The organism is Allorhizobium sp. DMC15 (genome assembly GCF_056314065.1).
Window position 1 is genome coordinate 604,147 of record NZ_JBQUZB010000003.1, and the last position, 17,373, is coordinate 621,519.

12 protein-coding genes are annotated in these 17,373 nt (G+C 61.8%); 5 read left to right on the forward strand and 7 right to left on the reverse strand.

Annotation, left to right across the window (positions count from 1 at the left end; genetic code table 11):
- Positions 1-96 precede the first annotated feature (96 nt).
- Positions 97-717: a DUF922 domain-containing protein gene (locus ACT53S_RS17240; protein ID WP_113376611.1), complete on the forward strand. Its 621-nt coding sequence runs from the start codon at positions 97-99 to the stop codon at positions 715-717.
- Between the two features lie 292 nt (positions 718-1,009).
- On the opposite strand, the gene ACT53S_RS17245 is transcribed toward ACT53S_RS17240, so the two are convergent.
- The gene (locus tag ACT53S_RS17245) at positions 1,010-1,330 is read right to left on the reverse strand and encodes a 2Fe-2S iron-sulfur cluster-binding protein (protein WP_113376612.1); all 321 of its coding nucleotides are present in this window, start codon (positions 1,328-1,330) and stop codon (positions 1,010-1,012) included.
- 121 nt (positions 1,331-1,451) lie between these two features.
- Positions 1,452-1,826 (reverse strand): Hpt domain-containing protein, encoded by a 375-nt coding sequence (locus tag ACT53S_RS17250; protein WP_113376613.1) that lies wholly within the window; start codon positions 1,824-1,826, stop codon positions 1,452-1,454.
- 474 nt (positions 1,827-2,300) lie between these two features.
- Here ACT53S_RS17250 and ACT53S_RS17255 point away from each other — a divergent pair, with 474 nt between their 5' ends.
- Positions 2,301-8,066 carry an apolipoprotein A-IV repeat region-like domain-containing protein gene (locus ACT53S_RS17255; protein ID WP_476067877.1) on the forward strand — a complete coding sequence of 1,922 codons (5,766 nt, stop codon included), beginning with the start codon at positions 2,301-2,303 and terminating at the stop codon, positions 8,064-8,066.
- 145 nt (positions 8,067-8,211) lie between these two features.
- On the opposite strand, the gene ACT53S_RS17260 is transcribed toward ACT53S_RS17255, so the two are convergent.
- From ACT53S_RS17260 to ACT53S_RS17280, 5 genes are all read right to left on the reverse strand, one after another.
- Positions 8,212-8,817, reverse strand: coding sequence for an ABC-type transport auxiliary lipoprotein family protein (locus ACT53S_RS17260; protein WP_476067943.1), 606 nt, complete (start codon positions 8,815-8,817; stop codon positions 8,212-8,214).
- Between the two features lie 62 nt (positions 8,818-8,879).
- Positions 8,880-10,253, reverse strand: a complete 1,374-nt coding sequence (locus tag ACT53S_RS17265; protein ID WP_142068532.1) for an MlaD family protein — start codon at positions 10,251-10,253, stop codon at positions 8,880-8,882.
- A 4-nt stretch (positions 10,254-10,257) separates the two neighbouring features.
- On the reverse strand, positions 10,258-11,076 hold the full coding sequence (locus ACT53S_RS17270) for an ABC transporter ATP-binding protein (protein ID WP_113376617.1): 819 nt from the start codon (positions 11,074-11,076) through the stop codon (positions 10,258-10,260).
- Between the two features lie 9 nt (positions 11,077-11,085).
- Positions 11,086-12,237, reverse strand: a complete 1,152-nt coding sequence (locus tag ACT53S_RS17275) for an ABC transporter permease (RefSeq protein WP_476067878.1) — start codon at positions 12,235-12,237, stop codon at positions 11,086-11,088.
- 173 nt (positions 12,238-12,410) lie between these two features.
- On the reverse strand, positions 12,411-13,259 hold the full coding sequence (locus ACT53S_RS17280; protein ID WP_113376618.1) for a UDP-2,3-diacylglucosamine diphosphatase: 849 nt from the start codon (positions 13,257-13,259) through the stop codon (positions 12,411-12,413).
- A 196-nt stretch (positions 13,260-13,455) separates the two neighbouring features.
- Between ACT53S_RS17280 and ACT53S_RS17285 the strand changes: the two genes are divergently transcribed.
- The 3 genes from ACT53S_RS17285 (at position 13,456) to ACT53S_RS17295 (ending at position 17,283) form a co-directional block, all read left to right on the forward strand.
- The gene (locus tag ACT53S_RS17285; protein WP_113376619.1) at positions 13,456-15,771 is read left to right on the forward strand and encodes an NADP-dependent malic enzyme; all 2,316 of its coding nucleotides are present in this window, start codon (positions 13,456-13,458) and stop codon (positions 15,769-15,771) included.
- Positions 15,772-15,828: 57 nt separating this feature from the next.
- Complete coding sequence (locus ACT53S_RS17290; RefSeq protein ID WP_476067879.1) at positions 15,829-16,377, forward strand: GNAT family N-acetyltransferase; 549 nt, start codon at positions 15,829-15,831, stop codon at positions 16,375-16,377.
- A gap of 159 nt (positions 16,378-16,536) precedes the next feature.
- Positions 16,537-17,283: a helix-turn-helix transcriptional regulator gene (locus ACT53S_RS17295; protein ID WP_476067880.1), complete on the forward strand. Its 747-nt coding sequence runs from the start codon at positions 16,537-16,539 to the stop codon at positions 17,281-17,283.
- The last annotated feature ends 90 nt before the right edge of the window (positions 17,284-17,373 follow it).

Here is a 17,373-nt window from a genome sequence, read left to right on the forward strand (position 1 = left end):
GAAATCTGCGAAGCTGCGATAGTGCAGCCGCGTTGGCTATGCCCCATGGGCGTGGCGAACACAACATCGCGCCATGAGAACATCGCGGATAGAAGCATGACATCATTCAGCCGTCTGTGGGCAACGCTCTTCCTTGGCGCCCTGACCGGCCTTTCCCCGAACGCGGCGCAATCCGAAACCATCGTTCGCAAATCAATCAGCTATTTCCAGATCGGCGGCAGGACGGCGGCCGATCTCGATGATGAACTGGCGCGCAAAGGCCCGTTTACGGAAGCAACCGGCAATCGCCACCCCGGCGCCACCCAGATCCGCTTCGGCGGCGACCTGACCTATACCAAGCGCGGCACGCGCTGCGCCGTCGAGGATGCGACAGTCACGCTGGAAACGAAGATCATCCTGCCGCGCTGGAAGAATCGCAAGCGCGCCAGCCCCGAGATGGCCATGATCTGGGACGCTTTGTCAGCCGACATAAAGCGCCATGAAGAGCGCCATGCGGAGATTGCCCGCCAGCACGCCAAGCTTCTCGAAAAGCGGCTGTTGAAACTGAGGCCGGAGCGGGATTGCGATCGCCTCCAGGCAAAGGTGACCAAAGTGACCGACGAAGTGACCCGCGCCCATGACATGGCCCAGGTCGAGTTCGACCGGATCGAGTCGCACAATTTCGAGGACCGCATGCTGCGCATCCTGCGTCACCGCGCCGGAAAGGCGTCGAACTAGCAGCAATCACCACTAAATTTTGACAGGTGCGTTGGCAGGCTTGCCACGCCTTGCCCGAAACTTACGACACGGCCTGTGAATAACCGGCGATTTCTGCGCGTGGCCCTTGATACAAATCTGAAATATAAGTGTCATCGAAAACGTTGATTAAGCGTTCCCGATTTTTCCCTGTTCTCCCGGCGCGTCCTGTTGCCACAGGTGCTTCCTCCCTCGCCTGTTTGGCGATGCGCCCGCTTGCCCCGTCGACCGGTTACCGGGAGACGGGGCTTTTTTTTACAACGCAGGCGCTGGCTCAGCCCTGACGTTCCGGAACGTGAACCACGAGGCCGTCGAGCGCCGGGGCAACCTTGATCTGACAGGAAAGGCGCGACGTCGGACGGACGTCGACGGCAAAGTCAAGCATGTCTTCTTCCATGGCGGACGGTGTGCCGACCTTTTCCGTCCAGGCGTCGTCGACATAGACATGACAGGTCGCACAGGCACAGGCACCGCCGCATTCCGCATCGATACCCGGCACCGAATTACGCACAGCGTTCTCCATGACCGTAGAACCGTCCTGCGCCGCGATGTCGAAACGCGTGCCGTCGAATGCGATGATGCTGATTTGTGTCATGATGTGCGGGTCCAGACTTCGCCTTGTGTAAAAATCGGCGAAGTCTTCTCGCAATTTCAGGGTCCAGTCAACTCACGGAGAGGCGAGAGAACGGGCCGCAAGCGGCACGACGCGAGAGACGTCAGCGTGCCAGCTTCAGGATGAAATGTTCGGCTTCGAGCACTGCGCTCGCAACCGTCGCTAGGGTGTCGGCATCCACTCCCTTGGTGTCGACGAGCTCGGCAGCGCTGGCAACCCGCAGCGCACCGACTGCGATGGCCGCATTGCGCAGGCGCTGGGCGGCAGCCTTGGCTTCCGTCTTCCCGGCCTTCTTCGACAATGCCTGGAGGCAACCGCGTGCCTGGCGGGCAAACATCTGCAGGATCTCGATTTCGACGGCCTTGTCGCCCTTGGTCTGTGTTGCAAGGTAGACGAGATCGATCGGTCGCTCATGGGACGGCGCACGTCCATGATGCGTTTCGGGAGCTTCGAATGCGATATTGACGGCTACGGCCATGCCAAAGAACCTTCTTTTCTTTTTATTGGTCCGTCGAGCGTGGCATCTGGAAGTGGCAATCCTGTTAAATCCGCCCGCTCGCACCCCAAAAAGCTCGGATCATGGTTAACGGAATTTAAACCCCCGCAAAAATTGGCTTTTGAGCCTAAATCTAGATTGAAATACTGTTAACAAGCACAAGGCGCCACGGCGTGCTGCACCTGCGTTAATTGTAACGGAGGGGCAAATGTGTCAGTACGATACGGTTGATTGGTCCAAAGGCTGAGAACTTTGACCTCGGGCAAGTCGGTGCTAGAACGATGGGCAATGTTCGCCCCAGTGTGAAGCAGGCTGCTCGGTTTCGAGAACGCGCTTCGTGTGACGTGGCGGCACGCGGAGTGTGATTGTACGGCAGGAAACCGATGGAGCGACGTGGCAGGCGGCCAGTCTCTCTCACGAGCCAGCCGAGCGTAAGTTGTAACGAGGCGTAATCCGATGGCGAACAAGAAGTCCGACTCGATTGACGAGAACGCGTTCCAGGCACTCGAGGCGGCCCTGAGTATTGATTTCGACGGTGACGAAGCGCCTGCGGCTGCCAAGCCCCGGTCGCAAACGCGCGGACCGGAGGCCCCTTTGTCGGACAACTCGCAGCGCCCAGTTTCCAAAAAGCCCATTGACCGCCGATCGGCACGCGCCGCAGAACTCGGACCCGAGCCGGCCCCTCCGCAGCCGCGTTCCCCGTCCCTCGCCCCGGCCAATGACGGCTCGCGCCGCGCACCGTCCGCGATGCTGAAATCGCTGGAAGCCGCGTCCCTGAAGACCGCCTTGCGCAATGCCTCGATCGTGTCCGTCCTCTGGATCCTCGGGGCAGTCGGTCTTTCGCAGCTTCTCTATGGTACGGCCATCTGGCAGGCCCCATCCGTGGCCGATATCGTCGCCATGCCCGGCGTGGTCGCGATCTTCGTCGGGACCTTGCTCCCGATCATGCTCTTCTTCGCCTTTGCCATCATGATGGCCCGGGCGCATGACCTGCGGAATGCTGCCCGCTCCATGGCCGAAGTCGCCCTTCGGCTGGCGGAACCCGAGACGATCGCATCCGAACGCATCATGACCGTCGGCCAGGCGGTTCGCCGCGAAGTCTCGGCCATGAACGAAGGCATCGAGCGTACGATTGCACGTGCGACCGAACTGGAGACGCTGGTTCATTCCGAAGTCACCGCGCTTGAACGAAGCTATACCGACAACGAATTGCGCGTCCGCGGCCTCGTTCACGAACTGGGCTCGGAACGCGATGCGATCGTCAACCATGCCGAACGCATCCGCTCGTCGATCGTCGGTGCCCATGAGCAGCTCAAGGAAGAACTGTCGCTCGCGACGGAAGAAATCTCCGTTCGCCTGCAGACATCGGGCGAAGCCTTCGCATCGATGATCGATATGCGCGCAGCAACGCTGATGGAGAAGTCGGATGCTGCGGTGACCGCACTCGGTTCCCTGCTCGCCCACAAGACCGATTCGATGGTCCAGACGCTGGCTGCCTCGGGCATCTCGCTTTCCACCGAATTCGATTCACAGCTCAAGACTTTGACCTCGACGCTGAACCAGCGCGGTCGGGAACTGCTGGGTGAATTCGAGACACGCGCCTCGACGCTCGACGCCAACACCGAAAAGCTGAATGCCGCGCTGAACGAGCGTGCCCGTCAGCTGAATGAAACGCTGGTCGAGCGGACCCGCGACATCGCCGAAAGCCTGAAGGGCGGCGAAAACGCGATCACGTCCTCTCTGGACGACGTCCTGTCACGACTGAACACTTCGCTCGAAGAGCGCAGCCGGCATTTCCGCCAGAGCCTCCAGGCCAGCGCAGACGATGCCATTGTCGACCTTGATCTCCGGTCCGGCCTGTTTGAGGATCGTTTCCAGACGACGATCGGCCAGATCAACTCCACCTTCGACGAGCGCGTCGCGGAATTCGCCAGCGCCTTCGACCAGCGCGCAGGTACGCTCGACAGCAAGTTGATGGAGAGCCTTGCGCGCATCAACGAAACGGTCAACGGCGGCTCGGATTCGATCAACGGTATCCTCACCTCGAGCATCGAACGCCTCGGCTCCACGCTCAGCGACCAGTCCCTGGCGCTCGCTGTCACCTTGAGTTCCGGCCAGGAGATCCTCGACGATGCCCTCGCCGGTCGCGCCCAGGAAATCGCCGATGCCATGTCGGCCCGCGCGGCAGCGCTGACCGAAAGCCTTGACGCTGCACAGAAGCGCATCGATAGCGTGATGGAAGAGCGCTCGGGCGCGCTGTACGGCGCCCTGACGGATCACCAGTCGCGCTTCGAGCAAAGCCTGTCGAGCCGTGCGGAACACATCATCAACGCGTTGGAGGCCAACCAGGATCGTCTCGCCGAGACGCTGGATCAGAAGGTCGGCGGCATCGCCACGATCCTTGAAGCCAAGAGCGACGATCTGATCGACACGCTCAACACCAAGAGCCTGGAACTCGACCTGACGCTGACCGCCCGTAGCCAGGATCTGGCGGAAACGCTGAGCGACAGCCAGCGCCGCATCGACGAGACGCTGAGCCAGCGCGCCTCCGCCATCATCGACACCGTGGCAGACGCCGATCGCCGGATCGACCAGGCCTTCTCGGAAAAAGCCGAGGCCATCCGCACGGCCTATGGAGACAACCAGGAACGGCTGGAAATGTCACTGGCCGGCCACACGTCCTATCTGGCGTCGACGCTGGAAGAAGCATCCGCCGACATCGAACGCACATTGGGGACGGCTTCCAGCGCGATCTCCACATCGCTCAACACCGGCGTCAGCGACATCGACGGCAAGCTCGTCGAAACCGCCGACCGTCTGCGTGCCAACCTCGACGATGCCACGCGCAACCTTGCAGAAACGCTCGGCGCGACCTCCGGCACCATCGCAGCCTCGTTGACCTCGGGAATCAACGAGATCGATGGAAAGCTGGCGGGCACAGCCGAACGTCTGCGCATGACGCTCGACGATGCAACCGGGGTCCTGGCCGATACGCTCGGGGAGAACGTCGCCAAGATCGCCGGAACCGTCAACGACGGCGTCCGCGACATCGACACACGCCTTGTCGACACGCACGAACGCATCCGCTCGACGCTCGATGACCGCACCCAGGCGATCACCCTCAGCCTTGGCGAGGCCCGGTCTGCTCTGGAAACCACCCTCACCGAACATGCGACCTCACTCGGCACTTCGCTTGCTGCCAGCGCGGGCATGTTGGAGATGAGCCTCGAAGATCACGAAGAGGGTCTGCGCAAGGCCATTGACGAGAGCAGCCGCGCGCTGGACGAACGGTTGCGCGGCACGGCCGGCGCTCTGACCGAACAGATCCGCGATGCCGCCAGCGACATTACCCGTTCGGCACAGGATTTTTCCGGCACGGTCGAGCAGTCCGTCAGCGGCATGACCATGCGGCTCGACGAGACCAGCACGCGCATTGAACAGAGCCTCGGAACGCTGGAAGATCGCCTTCGCAATGGCCTCGACGGTGTCGACGCCCGCGTCAACGACGCTGGTGAAAAATTCGCCGCCCGCCTCGACGAGAAAGTGTCCACCATCGAGCGCGTCGGCGACGAAGCGTCGATGCGCGTCGCTCAGGCGCTTGACGAAGGGACGAACCGGGTTGCCGAAACCTTCGACAGCCGGACCGCCCTGATCGATGAGCGCCTGTCGACCATGGACCGCGCTTTGAGTGTCGGGCTGGAAAACGTCAACCGCACCATCGAGGGCAAAGCCGCAGGTCTTGCCACGGCCCTGCGCGGCGCCGTCGCCGATGCAGCGCGCGACATCGACGCCGAGGCACAGCGCTCGCTCGAGCGTCTGACCGAGACGAGCACCAGCTTCGTCGGCCAGATCGACGAACGCAGCACCGAACTAAACCGTACGCTCGAGCAGCGCTCCGCAGAATTGGCCAGCAGGCTTTCGGACACCAATGCCCTGGTCAGCGCACAGGTGGCCAACCTTACCGGCACCATTTCTCAGGCAAGCTCGACGCTCTCCGGCACGATTGTCGACGCGAACACGACGATCTCCGGGGCGATCTCCGAGGTCAACACGACGCTTGAACAGCGCGCGGCTGCCATCCGCGACGCCATCTCCGGCAACACCCAGGAACTGGCCGTGACGATGAGCGCGGTCGAAAAGGCGCTCGAAGCGCGCGGCAACTCGATCCGCACGGTGCTCGACGACCGGACCCGGGAACTCAACTCGATGTTGTCGAACCGGTCGGCGGAACTTTCGCGCCTCATTGACGAGAAGGCAGCTCCCGTCGTGGCATCCTATGCCGAGACCGGCCGGCTTGCGGCAGAACAAATCACATCCGCAGCGGCAGAGAGCGCCGAGCGGCTGCGGGCGGAGAATGCCGCCCTCGTCGGTGCGATCAGCGAGCGGACGGAACGGGCGGTCGCCCATCTGGGGGCAGCCGAACAGAACCTCGCGGCCAGCGCGTCGCAGTTGATCGAGCGCCTCGGCGAAAGCAATTCCGGCATCTCGGCCGTCATCGAAGAGGCCATGCAGAGCATCGGTGCTCTAGACAGCCGTCTCGGCTCGACCGCATCCCGCTTCACCGAAACGGCGACGCAGGCAACCGACATGCTGTCGACCTCCAATCGCCTGCTGGAAGACAAGCTCGGTCGCCTGACGGCCGTCTCCGGCGAGACCTTGCAGCAGGTCTCCTCGATCGTCAGCCGCTTCGGAGATCACACAAAGGTCCTCGGAAAAGCCTCGGAACTCCTGTCCGCAGCACAGTCCAACCTCGTCGGCACGCTCGAAGAACGCCAGCAGGCGCTTCGGGATCTCTCCATCGGTCTGGTCAAGCGCTCGGAGGAAATCGAGACGACGATGCAGGGCCTCGGCAAGATGGTCGAGACCGCTTTCGACCGCGCCGAACAGCGCTCCGGTCAGATGGCCGGCAATCTCCGTCAGAGCGTCCAGGCCTCGTTCAACGATATCGGCCAGATTCTCGGCGAGACAGAGAAGCGTGCCCAGTCGACGGCCGCGACCATGCGGGAAAGCGTGCAGTCGTCCTTCACCGACATCGGTCAGGTTCTGAGCGAGACCGAGAAGAAGGCACAGCTCACGGCCGCGAATATGCGGGATGCGCTGCTGTCGGCCGAACGCGAAGCGCAGCAGTCCATCGACAATACGCTGACGGAAGCCGAAAAGCGTTCGGGCGAACTTGCCAACCGTCTGCGGGGTGGTCTCGCCGTATCTCTGTCGGATATCGATCGCCTGCTCGGCGAAGCCGGCCGCAAGTCGGAAGGCGCCGCCGCCGCTCTCAAACAGGCGATGCAGGGCGCGGTCGAGGAAGCCGTCAGCCGCTTCTCCGGCGCAACCGACGAGATCCGCCGCTCGGCAACCGACATCCGCAAGGAGCTCGACCTCACCCGCAACGAGTTGAAGCGCGGTGCCTTCGATCTGCCCGAAGAAGCCAAGGAAAGCGCCGCCGCGATGCGTCGCGCCGTGGCCGAACAGATCAAGGCGCTCCAGGACATCTCGCAACTCGTCGGGCGCACCAGCCAGACGCTGGAAATCTCCGAACCGGTCGCCCGCCGCCTGGCTGAGGCGCAGGTCGAGCAACCCCGCCGCGCGCAGCCCGCTCCAACGCCAGTCGCAGCCGCGCCTCAGCCGGCTCGTCCCGCCCCGGATTATGCGCTGCGTGGCAGCCTGAGCGCGACGGAAGCCTACGCGCCCCAGACGCCGAGCCGAACCGAAGGCGGTGGCTGGATCAGCGACCTCCTGCGAGGTGCTTCGCGCGAGGAGCCGACGACTGAAGCCGCAACCGCTCGCTCGGCATCGGCATCGGCACCAGCCCCGGCCCAGGGACGCCCTGCCCCGGATGCTGCGGCCGCAACGCGCCAGGGTGACAATCGCAATCCCCGCCACATGGTGGAATCGCTGAACTCGCTGTCGGTCGACATCGCCCGTGCCATTGACCACGATGCCTCGGTCGACCTGTGGCGTCGCTACCAGCGCGGCGAACGCGACATCTTCACCCGTCGCCTCTATACGCTGAAGGGCCAGCAGACCTTTGACGAAATCAAGCGCAAGTATGACCGCGAACCGGAATTCCGCGTCGCCGTCGACCGTTACATCGCCGATTTCGAGAAGCTGCTGTCGGACGTCGCGCGCACCGATCGCGACAAGTCGATCACCCAATCCTATCTGACATCCGACACCGGCAAGGTCTACACCATGCTCGCCCATGCGGCAGGCCGCTTTAGCTGAAGCCGCAAAGGCGGAACGGACGCCGAAAACAGAAGACGGAATGAAAAAGAACCCCGGATCCTCCGCAGGATCCGGGGTTTTGTCTGTCAGTGGACCGGAGGTCGTCTTTCGGTTGAACTGACCGCCCACTCCTCGATGATAACAGTCAAAGCTGCTGGAGCGTCCAGGCGACAATCTCGCCGGTCACCCGACCGAAGGCCTGATCAAGCGCCGCCACATAGGCGCTGCTGCTGCTGCCAGACGAAGACGCCTCGGCTCGAAATACCTTCTGCGCCTTCACAGTCCCGTTGCGGTCGTTGAGCAGCTTGACCGAGATCTCCACAACGCCGCGATCCCCGTTACCAGTCGCAATCTCGAACGCGCGCACGTCGCTGATGAGCTGATAGTCGATCGCAAGTCCCTGCCCCGGTTTTCCGACGCCTCCGAGACGTCCGGTGTCCTCGAACGCTTCAACCAGTTTGGATTGCACCACGCGGGTCAGTTTGTCGCTCCACTGCGACTTGCTCAGATAGCGGACTTCGGAGCCGGAGACGCGCACCAGGATCTGTTCGCTGTCCAGGGCCTTGAGGGCAGAGGGATCCGCGACCAGCAATTGCCTGTTGCGAGCACTTGCCGTTGTTGGCACCGGTGTAGCGACCGCAGAGAGGTCGAACGTGTCATTCGGTGCCGTGCCACAGCCGGTCAGCACAGCCAGCATCATCGGCAAAGCAAGCCCACAGCCGAGAACAGAGCGGCGGGTCGGGGCCACCATGCGCTTGCGTCTGGAAAGATCACCCACCAAGTCCATCGGCTCATCCATGCTGGCTTGAGAGCTCATCGGCGCGTCCTTCCGTCGAATTCCTTGACCGTGTCGCCGCCGAACAGCAGGCGCTGCGGATTCTGGTCGAAATTGGTGATGGCATCGTTCAGGCCCCGCACAGTCTGCCGCGTGTCCGTGACGAGCGTCTGGATGTCGCGCAGCCCGGAGCTTGAGAAGCGCTGCAGGTTCTCGGCGATCGGACCGATGCGCGCATTGAGATTTTCGGCCGTCATGCGGATCGATTCCAGCGTCTTGCGGGCCTCGACGCTCAAGGAGTTGGCATCGCCGGAGCCAAGGAAGGCATCGACCTTCTTCAGGATGCCGTCGACCTGGGTCGAAGCGTTGTTGAGACGGTTCGCCAGTTGCGTGAAGTCGTCGATCGCCTTGTCGATATCGTCCTTGCGGCCGGTGATGCTGTTCGACAGGTCGCGGAAGCCTGCGATCGCCTGGCGCGCATCGGCCGAGGCGACGGATACGTCGTCGACCACCTTGCCGACCTTCTGGCTGTCGACGGCATCAATGAGTTTGGAAACCTTTGTCAGGGTCTGGTCCGCATTCTTGCCGAAAGCCTGGAAGGTATCCGCCGTGGAACGGAAGCTGTCGATGGCCGGCCCGATCTTGTCGGAAGCATCTGCGAAGCTCGCCGTCGCCCGTTCTGTGTTGCCGAGAATTTTCTCGATCTTGTCCGAATTCAGCGCCTTGAACAGATCTTCGGCGGCCGCCAACGTTCCATCGATGCGGCCGGAAAGACCAGAGACGGAATCGGACAATGCACTGACACTCTTCAGGAACTCGTCAATGCCCTTGGCATTGTCGGCCAGCGACTTCGAGAAAGTCTCGGCGTTGCGGACTGTGTTGGTGAGCGGCGCCCGGGCATCGACAATGAAGCCCTGAAGTTCGCCGATCGCGTCGTCCGCCCGCTTGAGGATGCGGTCGGCGGTCGACAGAAGGTTCGTCACGCTGGACTGATCGGCGGTCAGGATGGCAGGCTCACCCGTGTCGATCGCCCGCTTCAGGATCTGCTCGCCACTTCCGCTGCCGCCTCCGGACAGTTCGATATAGGCCGCGCCAGTCAGGCCCTGGATTTCGAGTACAGCCCGCGTGCCCGAGGTCACAGGCGCGTCGGCCCGCACCTCCGTGAAGGCGACGGAGAACTCCGGATCTTCATTGTCGATATAGAGATTGCGCACCGAGCCGACGGCAATCCCGTTGAAGCGGACCGGTGACCCGATGCTCAAGCCGTTCGCGGATCCGGGGATACGGATGGCGAGCGGGGCCATCGGCCCGCCGCGGCCATATTCCGCCATCCAGTAGACGAAGCCGAAGGCAGCCCCGATGACCAGGATCGTGAAGAAGCCGACGATGGCATAATTGGCTTTGGTTTCCATATGACTACTCTACCGGCTGCGCGGCGCTTGTCTCCGCGCGGGGAATGGAACGGGCACGCTTGCCCCTGAAATAGGATTGCACCCAGGGATCATCATAGGCGAGCATGTCGTCGAGCGACCCTTCAACCATGACTTTCTTCTGGCCGAGCACGGCGATACGGTCGCAGACGGAGAAGAGACTGTCGAGGTCATGGGTGACCATGTAGACCGTCAATCCAAGGGTATCGCGCAATTGAGCGATGAGTTCATCGAATTCTGCCGCACCGATTGGGTCCAGTCCCGAGGTCGGTTCGTCGAGGAACACAAGATCGGGATCAAGCGCGAGTGCGCGTGCGAGCGCCGCGCGCTTGATCATGCCCCCGGAAAGCTCAGAGGGATATTTGTCCGCCGCATCGGGTTTCAGGCCGACGAGTTCAAGCTTCAGAAAAGCGAGTTCGTCCATCAGCCATTGCGGCAGATCCAGGTATTCGCGCATCGGCAGCTGAATGTTCTCCTTGACGGTCAAGGCTGAAAATAGGGCGCCGTGCTGGAAAAGCACCCCCAGCCGCGTATCGAGCGCCATGCGCTCGACATCGCTGACCGCATCGTAATCGGCGCCGAGAATCTCGATCGTCCCGGCCCTTCGCGGCAGGAGCCGAAGCACGGTGCGCATCAGCACAGACTTGCCTGCACCGGAGGCCCCGACAAAACCGAGAATCTCGCCGCGATAGATGTCGAGATTCAACTTGTCGAGCACGATCTTGTCGCCAAAGCCGACCGTCAGGTCCTTGACCGACAGGACAGCTTCGCGGGGGCGGGATGAGGAAGGCGTCTGATCGGACATTCCGGCTCCTCAAAAATCGATCGCTGCGTAGAACATGGCAAAGAGCCCGTCCACGAGGATGACCACGAAAATGGATTTGACCACCGAGGCGGTGACGTGGCGACCGAGCGATTCGGCGCTGCCGCCCACCTTCATGCCTTCGACGGCGGCGATAATACCGATGATCAGTGCCATGAACGGCGCTTTGATCATGCCGGTCGCAAGCGTTGAATAATCGACGGCGTCGTGCAGTCGGGTGATGAAGACCTCGAAGGTGATGCCGGAATAGGCCCAGGAGACCACGGCCGCCCCATAGAGCGCGGCGAAATTGGCGACGATGGTCAGCAGCGGCAACGCGATCGTCAACGCCACCAGACGCGGGAAGATGAGGACACCGATCGGATTGAGACCGATCACCTTCAACGCGTCGATCTCCTCGCGCATCTTCATCGAGCCGATTTCGGCAGTGATCGCGCTGCCCGAACGGCCGGCAATCATGATGGCAGTCAACAGCACGCCGATTTCGCGGAGCTGCAAGATGCCGACGAGATCGACCACGAAGACTTCCGCGCCGAAATAGCGCAACTGAAAGGCACCTTGCTGGGCAATGATTGCGCCGATCAGGAAAGACATCAGGACGATGATCGGCACGGCGCGAACGCCCATGTGGTCGAGTTGGTTGACCACCGAGGCGGGCGAGACCCCGGCGCCGCGCCCGAGTTTCGTCTGAGCACCGCGCACGGCCGAACCCAGCACGAACATCATCGCGACCGCATCCTCCCACAGACCGACCGTCAGGCGACCGATCGGGTCGAAGATGCGTTCGAAACGGCTGCGCGTGTCGGGCTTGTGCTCGGGTGGCTCAACGCGTTCCGGCAGCGCTTCGATCAGTTCGCGCATCTGCGGATCGCCACCGGACAAATCGATCTGCCGCCCGCGTGCCCGTCTCTGGGTCATGAACCGGCGGATCAGCCAGGCGCCCGCCGTATCCATGGCGTTGACACCATCAATGTCGATGACCTCGGGCCGCGTGCCGTCATCCTCGACAAGGGGGCCTGCAGACTTGATCATGTCCGAAAGGCTGGTGTTCTTCCAGCTGCCGCTGAGCCGAATCACGTCGTAGTCGACATGCGCGTTGCGGTCGATCTCGATATGGGCGTTCTCAGACTGAACCGACTTCAAGGGCGCGACAACTTCCAAACCTGCGCCGGCCGAATCCCGGTCCGCAAATCACGTGATTGAATGTCGCGCACTATAACGGCCGACGAGCGGGATGTAATCCTTGCTGAAGCGTTAATTGCGACACGTCCAGCTGATTGCAACGCGCGATGGCGCCTTTGCAACAGCCCACGGCGTCACGCGGCGCGAACACCCTCGCTCTTGGCGGCGTCGAGCGACGGGATCATCACGGGAACCATCTGGGGGACAGCCTTCGGGGCACCTGCGGCACTGATCTTGTGCGCCCAGGAGATAAGCTCGAGGCGACCGTCCGGATGTTCCGCGACCGCCGTGCAACTCTCCACCCAGTCGCCGGTATTGACGTAGTGAATGCCGTCAATGTCCTGCATCAGCGCGTGATGGATGTGACCGCAGATGACACCGTCCACCTCATTACGCCGCGCCTCTTCGGCGACCACCCGCTGGAACTCACCAATAAAGTTGACCGCATGTTTGACCTGCAGCTTGGCCCAGGCCGAAAACGACCAGTAGGGCATGCCGAGTTTGCGCCGGATCGCAGCGAGCATGACGTTGATGGCGATCGCGGTGTCATAGGCCCAGTCACCGAGATAAGCGAGCAGGCGGGCATTGCGCACCACCACGTCGAACTCGTCGCCATGCAGCACCAGATAGCGCTTTCCGTCGGCCATCTCGTGGATCATTCGTTCTGCGACTTCGATCCCGCCGAAATGCATGCCGGGGAAGTCCCGCAGGAATTCGTCGTGATTGCCGGGGATGTAGACGATCCGCGTGCCCTTGCGCGCCTTGCGCAGGAGCTTCTGCACAACGTCGTTGCAGGGCTGCGGCCAGTACCAGCTCCGCTTGAGGCGCCATCCGTCAACAATATCGCCGACCAGAATGATGGTGTCTGCCTCGTGCGTGCGAAGGAAGTCGAGCAGGAAATCGGTCTTTGCAGCCTTCGAACCCAAATGGACGTCCGAGATGAAAAGGGTCCTGAAATGGCGAATTTCGCTTGCGTCTTCCACGGCGCTATCCTCTTGCACTGACTGCGCAAGGCTAAATCAGACTCGTGTTTCAGGATGATGACACGGGCTCAGCCGCCATCGCGCGTGATTTTGCGGGACGTCTGCGGCAGGCGGTTTCAACTAAGGTCTACCACTCGAGGCCGTTTCGTGTATGAGGGGAACAGACCAATTTGTGACAAGACTTGCCGGTGACCCGATGACTTCCCACGATAAGAACAAGACCGAAGCGGCTCCGAAGACGGCCGATCTCGACGAACAGGCGCTCTTCTATCATCGCTATCCGCGTCCCGGGAAACTCGAGATCCAGGCCACCAAACCGCTCGGCAACCAGCGCGATCTGGCCCTTGCCTACTCACCCGGCGTTGCCGCCCCCTGCCTTGCGATCAAGGACGATCCGGCCGCAGCGGATCATTATACCGCCCGCTCCAATCTGGTGGCCGTGATCTCCAACGGCACGGCGGTGCTTGGCCTCGGCAATATCGGGCCCCTGGCATCCAAGCCGGTGATGGAAGGCAAGGCCGTCCTGTTCAAAAAATTCGCCGGCATCGACGTCTTCGACATCGAGATCGAGGCGCCGACCGTCGAACAGATGGTCTCCAGCATCTCGGCCCTCGAACCGACCTTCGGCGGCATCAATCTTGAGGACATCAAGGCGCCGGAATGCTTCCAGGTGGAAGACCAGCTGCGCGCGAAGATGAACATCCCCGTCTTCCATGACGACCAGCATGGGACCGCGATCATCGTCGCTGCCGCGATCCTCAACGGGCTTGAACTGGCCGGCAAGAAGATCGAGGACGTCAAGATCGTCGCCTCGGGTGCCGGTGCTGCAGCCCTCGCCTGCCTCAACCTGCTCGTCATTCTCGGTGCAAAGCGCGAGAATATCTGGGTCCACGACATCGAAGGTCTCGTCTACAAGGGCCGCAACGAGTTGATGGATCCGTGGAAGGAAGTCTACGCCCAGGAGACAGACAAGCGGTCGCTGTCCGAAAGCATCGACGACGCCGACGTTTTCCTCGGCCTTTCCGCTGCTGGGGTCCTGAAGCCGGAACTGCTTGCCCGCATGGCGCCGAGCCCGTTGATCATGGCGCTCGCCAACCCGAAGCCGGAAATTATGCCGGAGGAGGCGCGGGCCGCCCGTCCGGACGCAATGATCTGCACCGGACGCTCCGACTTCCCCAACCAGGTCAACAACGTCCTCTGTTTCCCCTACATCTTCAGGGGCGCCCTCGATTGCGGCGCGACGACGATCAACGAAGAGATGAAGATGGCCGCCGTGCGCGCCATCGCGGCCCTCGCCCGCGAGGAAGTCTCCGAAGTGGCCGCCCGTGCCTATACCGGTGAGACGCCGACATTCGGCCCGGACTATCTGATCCCCTCTCCGTTCGATCCGCGCCTGATCCTGCGCATCGCCCCGGCCGTGGCCAAGGCGGCCGCCGAAAGCGGCGTCGCCCGCCGTCCAATCGCCGATTACGACACCTATCTCGACCAGCTCAACCGTTTCGTCTTCCGCTCCGGCTTCGTGATGAAGCCGATCTTCGCCGCTGCAAAGGCGGCCGCCAAGAAGCGCGTGATCTTTGCGGAAGGTGAAGACGAACGCGTGCTGCGCGCCGCTCAGGTGCTGCTCGAAGATGGCATCGGCGAGCCGATCCTGATCGGGCGCCCGCAGATCATCGAGACGCGCCTGAAGCGCTACGGGCTGCGCATTCGCCCCGGGGTCGACTTTCAGCTGGTCAACCCGGAAGACGATCCGCGTTATCGCGACTACGTTGACGACTATTTCGCGCTCGTCGGACGTGCCGGCATCAACCCGGAAGCCGCACGAACCATCGTGCGCACCAACACGACGGTGATCGGCGCGCTCGCCGTCAAGCGCGGCGAAGCCGATGCGCTGATCTGCGGTGTCGAAGGCCGTTTCGATCGGCACCTGCGCGATGTTCGGCAGATTATCGGCAAGCGACCGGGCGTACGCGACTTCTCGGGCCTGAGCCTGCTGATCTCCCAGCGCGGTGCGATCTTCTTCACCGACACATTCGTCACGGACGATCCGTGTGCCGAGGAGATCGCCGAAATGACGATCCTAGCCGCGGAAGAAATCCGCCGATTCGGCATCAGCCCGAAAGCGGCACTCCTGTCCCACTCGAACTTCGGCTCCCGTCCGTCTGCCAGCGCCTCGAAGATGCGCCAGGCCCTCGAAATCATTCGCAAGGCAGCGCCTGATCTCGAGGTTGATGGCGAAATGCAAGGTGGCTCGGCCTTGTCGGAAGCCTTGCGCAAGCGCGCCATGCCGGACAGCACCCTGACAGGTGAAGCCAATCTCCTGGTCTTCCCCAATCTCGACGCAGCCAACATCTCGCTTGGCATCGTTCGCACGATGATGGACGCGCTGCATGTCGGCCCGATCCTGCTTGGCGCCGCTCTGCCTGCCCACGTGCTGTCGACCTCCGTCACATCGCGCGGCGTGGTCAACATGGCAGCCTTGGCCGTCGTTGAGGCCTCCCAGCCGGAGGCCTGAGGCGGTCAGGACAGGCTTCCCGCTCGGAAGCCAGGCCCTGAAACTCGGAGTGTTCGAATGGAGAGTATCGAAACGCCCCGCCTCACCTTAAGGAATTTTCGGGTGGAGGATGCCGAGGATCTCTTTGCCTATCTGCAGGAACCGTCGGTCAGTTGTTTCCTGTCCATGAAACTTGACGACATGGGCACCGCGAAGGCGGAGGCGGAAAGTCGGAGCCAAAGCGACGAATACATTGCGGTTTGCCTAAGCGGAACGGATAAGCTTATCGGCGATCTGTTCGCGGTACCGGAGGACGACACGGTCTCGGTTGGATGGAACTTCAATCCGGCCTTTTCCGGAACAGGTCTTGCGTCCGAGGCCGCGCGCGCACTGTTTCAATGGCTTTTCTCGGTCAAGCAGGCGCGCAGGCTCTATGCCTATGTGGAGGATAACAACATCCCATCCCAGCGCCTGTGTGAGCGGCTGGGCATGCGCCGCGAAGGCCTGTTCATGGAATACGTGTCTTTCCGAAACGGGGATGACGGTCTCCCGATTTACGAAAACACCATGCAATACGCGATCCTGCGAAAAGAGTGGGACGCCCGAATTGGATCTGTCGCTGGGTGAGAAAGCCAGTCAATCGAAACGGGGCCCAAGGCCGCTGACAGTTTGACGCCACACGAGGCGCGCCCGAAAAAATCAACAACGGGAAGCGCGCAGATTTGACGCTGGACAAGTCAGAGCTGTAACCCTGAAATTGTATCCCTGAGAATCTAGGGTCATTCGATGGGGCAAGAGGGCGTGTATTTCGACCTAGTGAACTGGCTCGACCAACAGGAGCAGTTCGAACCGTCCACATTTCTGCAAAAGCTTCAGGCCAGTTATCAAACCGGCGCCGTGATCTATGTCGACGGTGTGATCGGCTCCGAACGGCTGAAACTGAACAGACTGGTTCACAGCAGGCCGAGCGACGCCAAAAGGACCGCGCGGCTCCTCATGGAACGCCCATTGCGCGACCAGCTCTTGTACGTCTTTTCCGAAATCGAACCGGTTCAAATCGATCTGGCAGCCCTATCAGCGCCTCATCCAAGCGGCCGGTTCAGCTTAGGAGATAACACACGGATCGGCGTGGGCTATCCGCTGCTGTCGCATCCTGGACGCCGCGCCTGCCTTCTTGTCCAGGCAGAGGACGAGAAGGACAGATGGGGTGACTGGCGTCGCGTGAATGACCGCGATGTCTCAAGCCTTGCGGGGCGACTGCATGCGCGGCTCGCCAAGTCGACCACACGAAAGCCGCAGCGACGCCGCAGTAAGACGCTGCTGACACGCCGTGAGACCGAGACACTGGCCTGGATCGCCGCCGGCAAGAGTTATTGGGAGGCCGCGATCATACTCGGCATCACGGAGCGTACCGTACGTTACTTTATGGCCAATGCTCGCGACAAATTGGAAGTCGTCAACAATGCCCAGGCGGTCGCCGAAGCCGTCTGGCAAGGGATTATTCCCCGCCTCTCCGACCGCACGCCCAACTGACGGAAGTCGGGACGATCCATCATATCATAGATTGCAATCCGTGAAGCTGGCGCCACCGCCAGTTTCAGGAATTTCCTATGAACTCCATGT

Bases quoted from the DNA above. Each gene is read 5' to 3' on its own strand.
- ACT53S_RS17295 (WP_476067880.1), top strand. From the start codon at position 16,537: ATGGGGCAAGAGGGCGTGTATTTCGACCTAGTGAACTGGCTCGACCAA.
- ACT53S_RS17250 (WP_113376613.1), bottom strand. From the start codon at position 1,826: ATGGCCGTAGCCGTCAATATCGCATTCGAAGCTCCCGAAACGCATCAT.
- ACT53S_RS17240 (WP_113376611.1), top strand. From the start codon at position 97: ATGACATCATTCAGCCGTCTGTGGGCAACGCTCTTCCTTGGCGCCCTG.
- ACT53S_RS17255 (WP_476067877.1), top strand. From the start codon at position 2,301: ATGGCGAACAAGAAGTCCGACTCGATTGACGAGAACGCGTTCCAGGCA.
- ACT53S_RS17265 (WP_142068532.1), bottom strand. From the start codon at position 10,253: ATGGAAACCAAAGCCAATTATGCCATCGTCGGCTTCTTCACGATCCTG.
- ACT53S_RS17245 (WP_113376612.1), bottom strand. From the start codon at position 1,330: ATGACACAAATCAGCATCATCGCATTCGACGGCACGCGTTTCGACATC.
- ACT53S_RS17285 (WP_113376619.1), top strand. From the start codon at position 13,456: ATGACTTCCCACGATAAGAACAAGACCGAAGCGGCTCCGAAGACGGCC.
- ACT53S_RS17290 (WP_476067879.1), top strand. From the start codon at position 15,829: ATGGAGAGTATCGAAACGCCCCGCCTCACCTTAAGGAATTTTCGGGTG.
- ACT53S_RS17260 (WP_476067943.1), bottom strand. From the start codon at position 8,817: ATGGTGGCCCCGACCCGCCGCTCTGTTCTCGGCTGTGGGCTTGCTTTG.
- ACT53S_RS17270 (WP_113376617.1), bottom strand. From the start codon at position 11,076: ATGTCCGATCAGACGCCTTCCTCATCCCGCCCCCGCGAAGCTGTCCTG.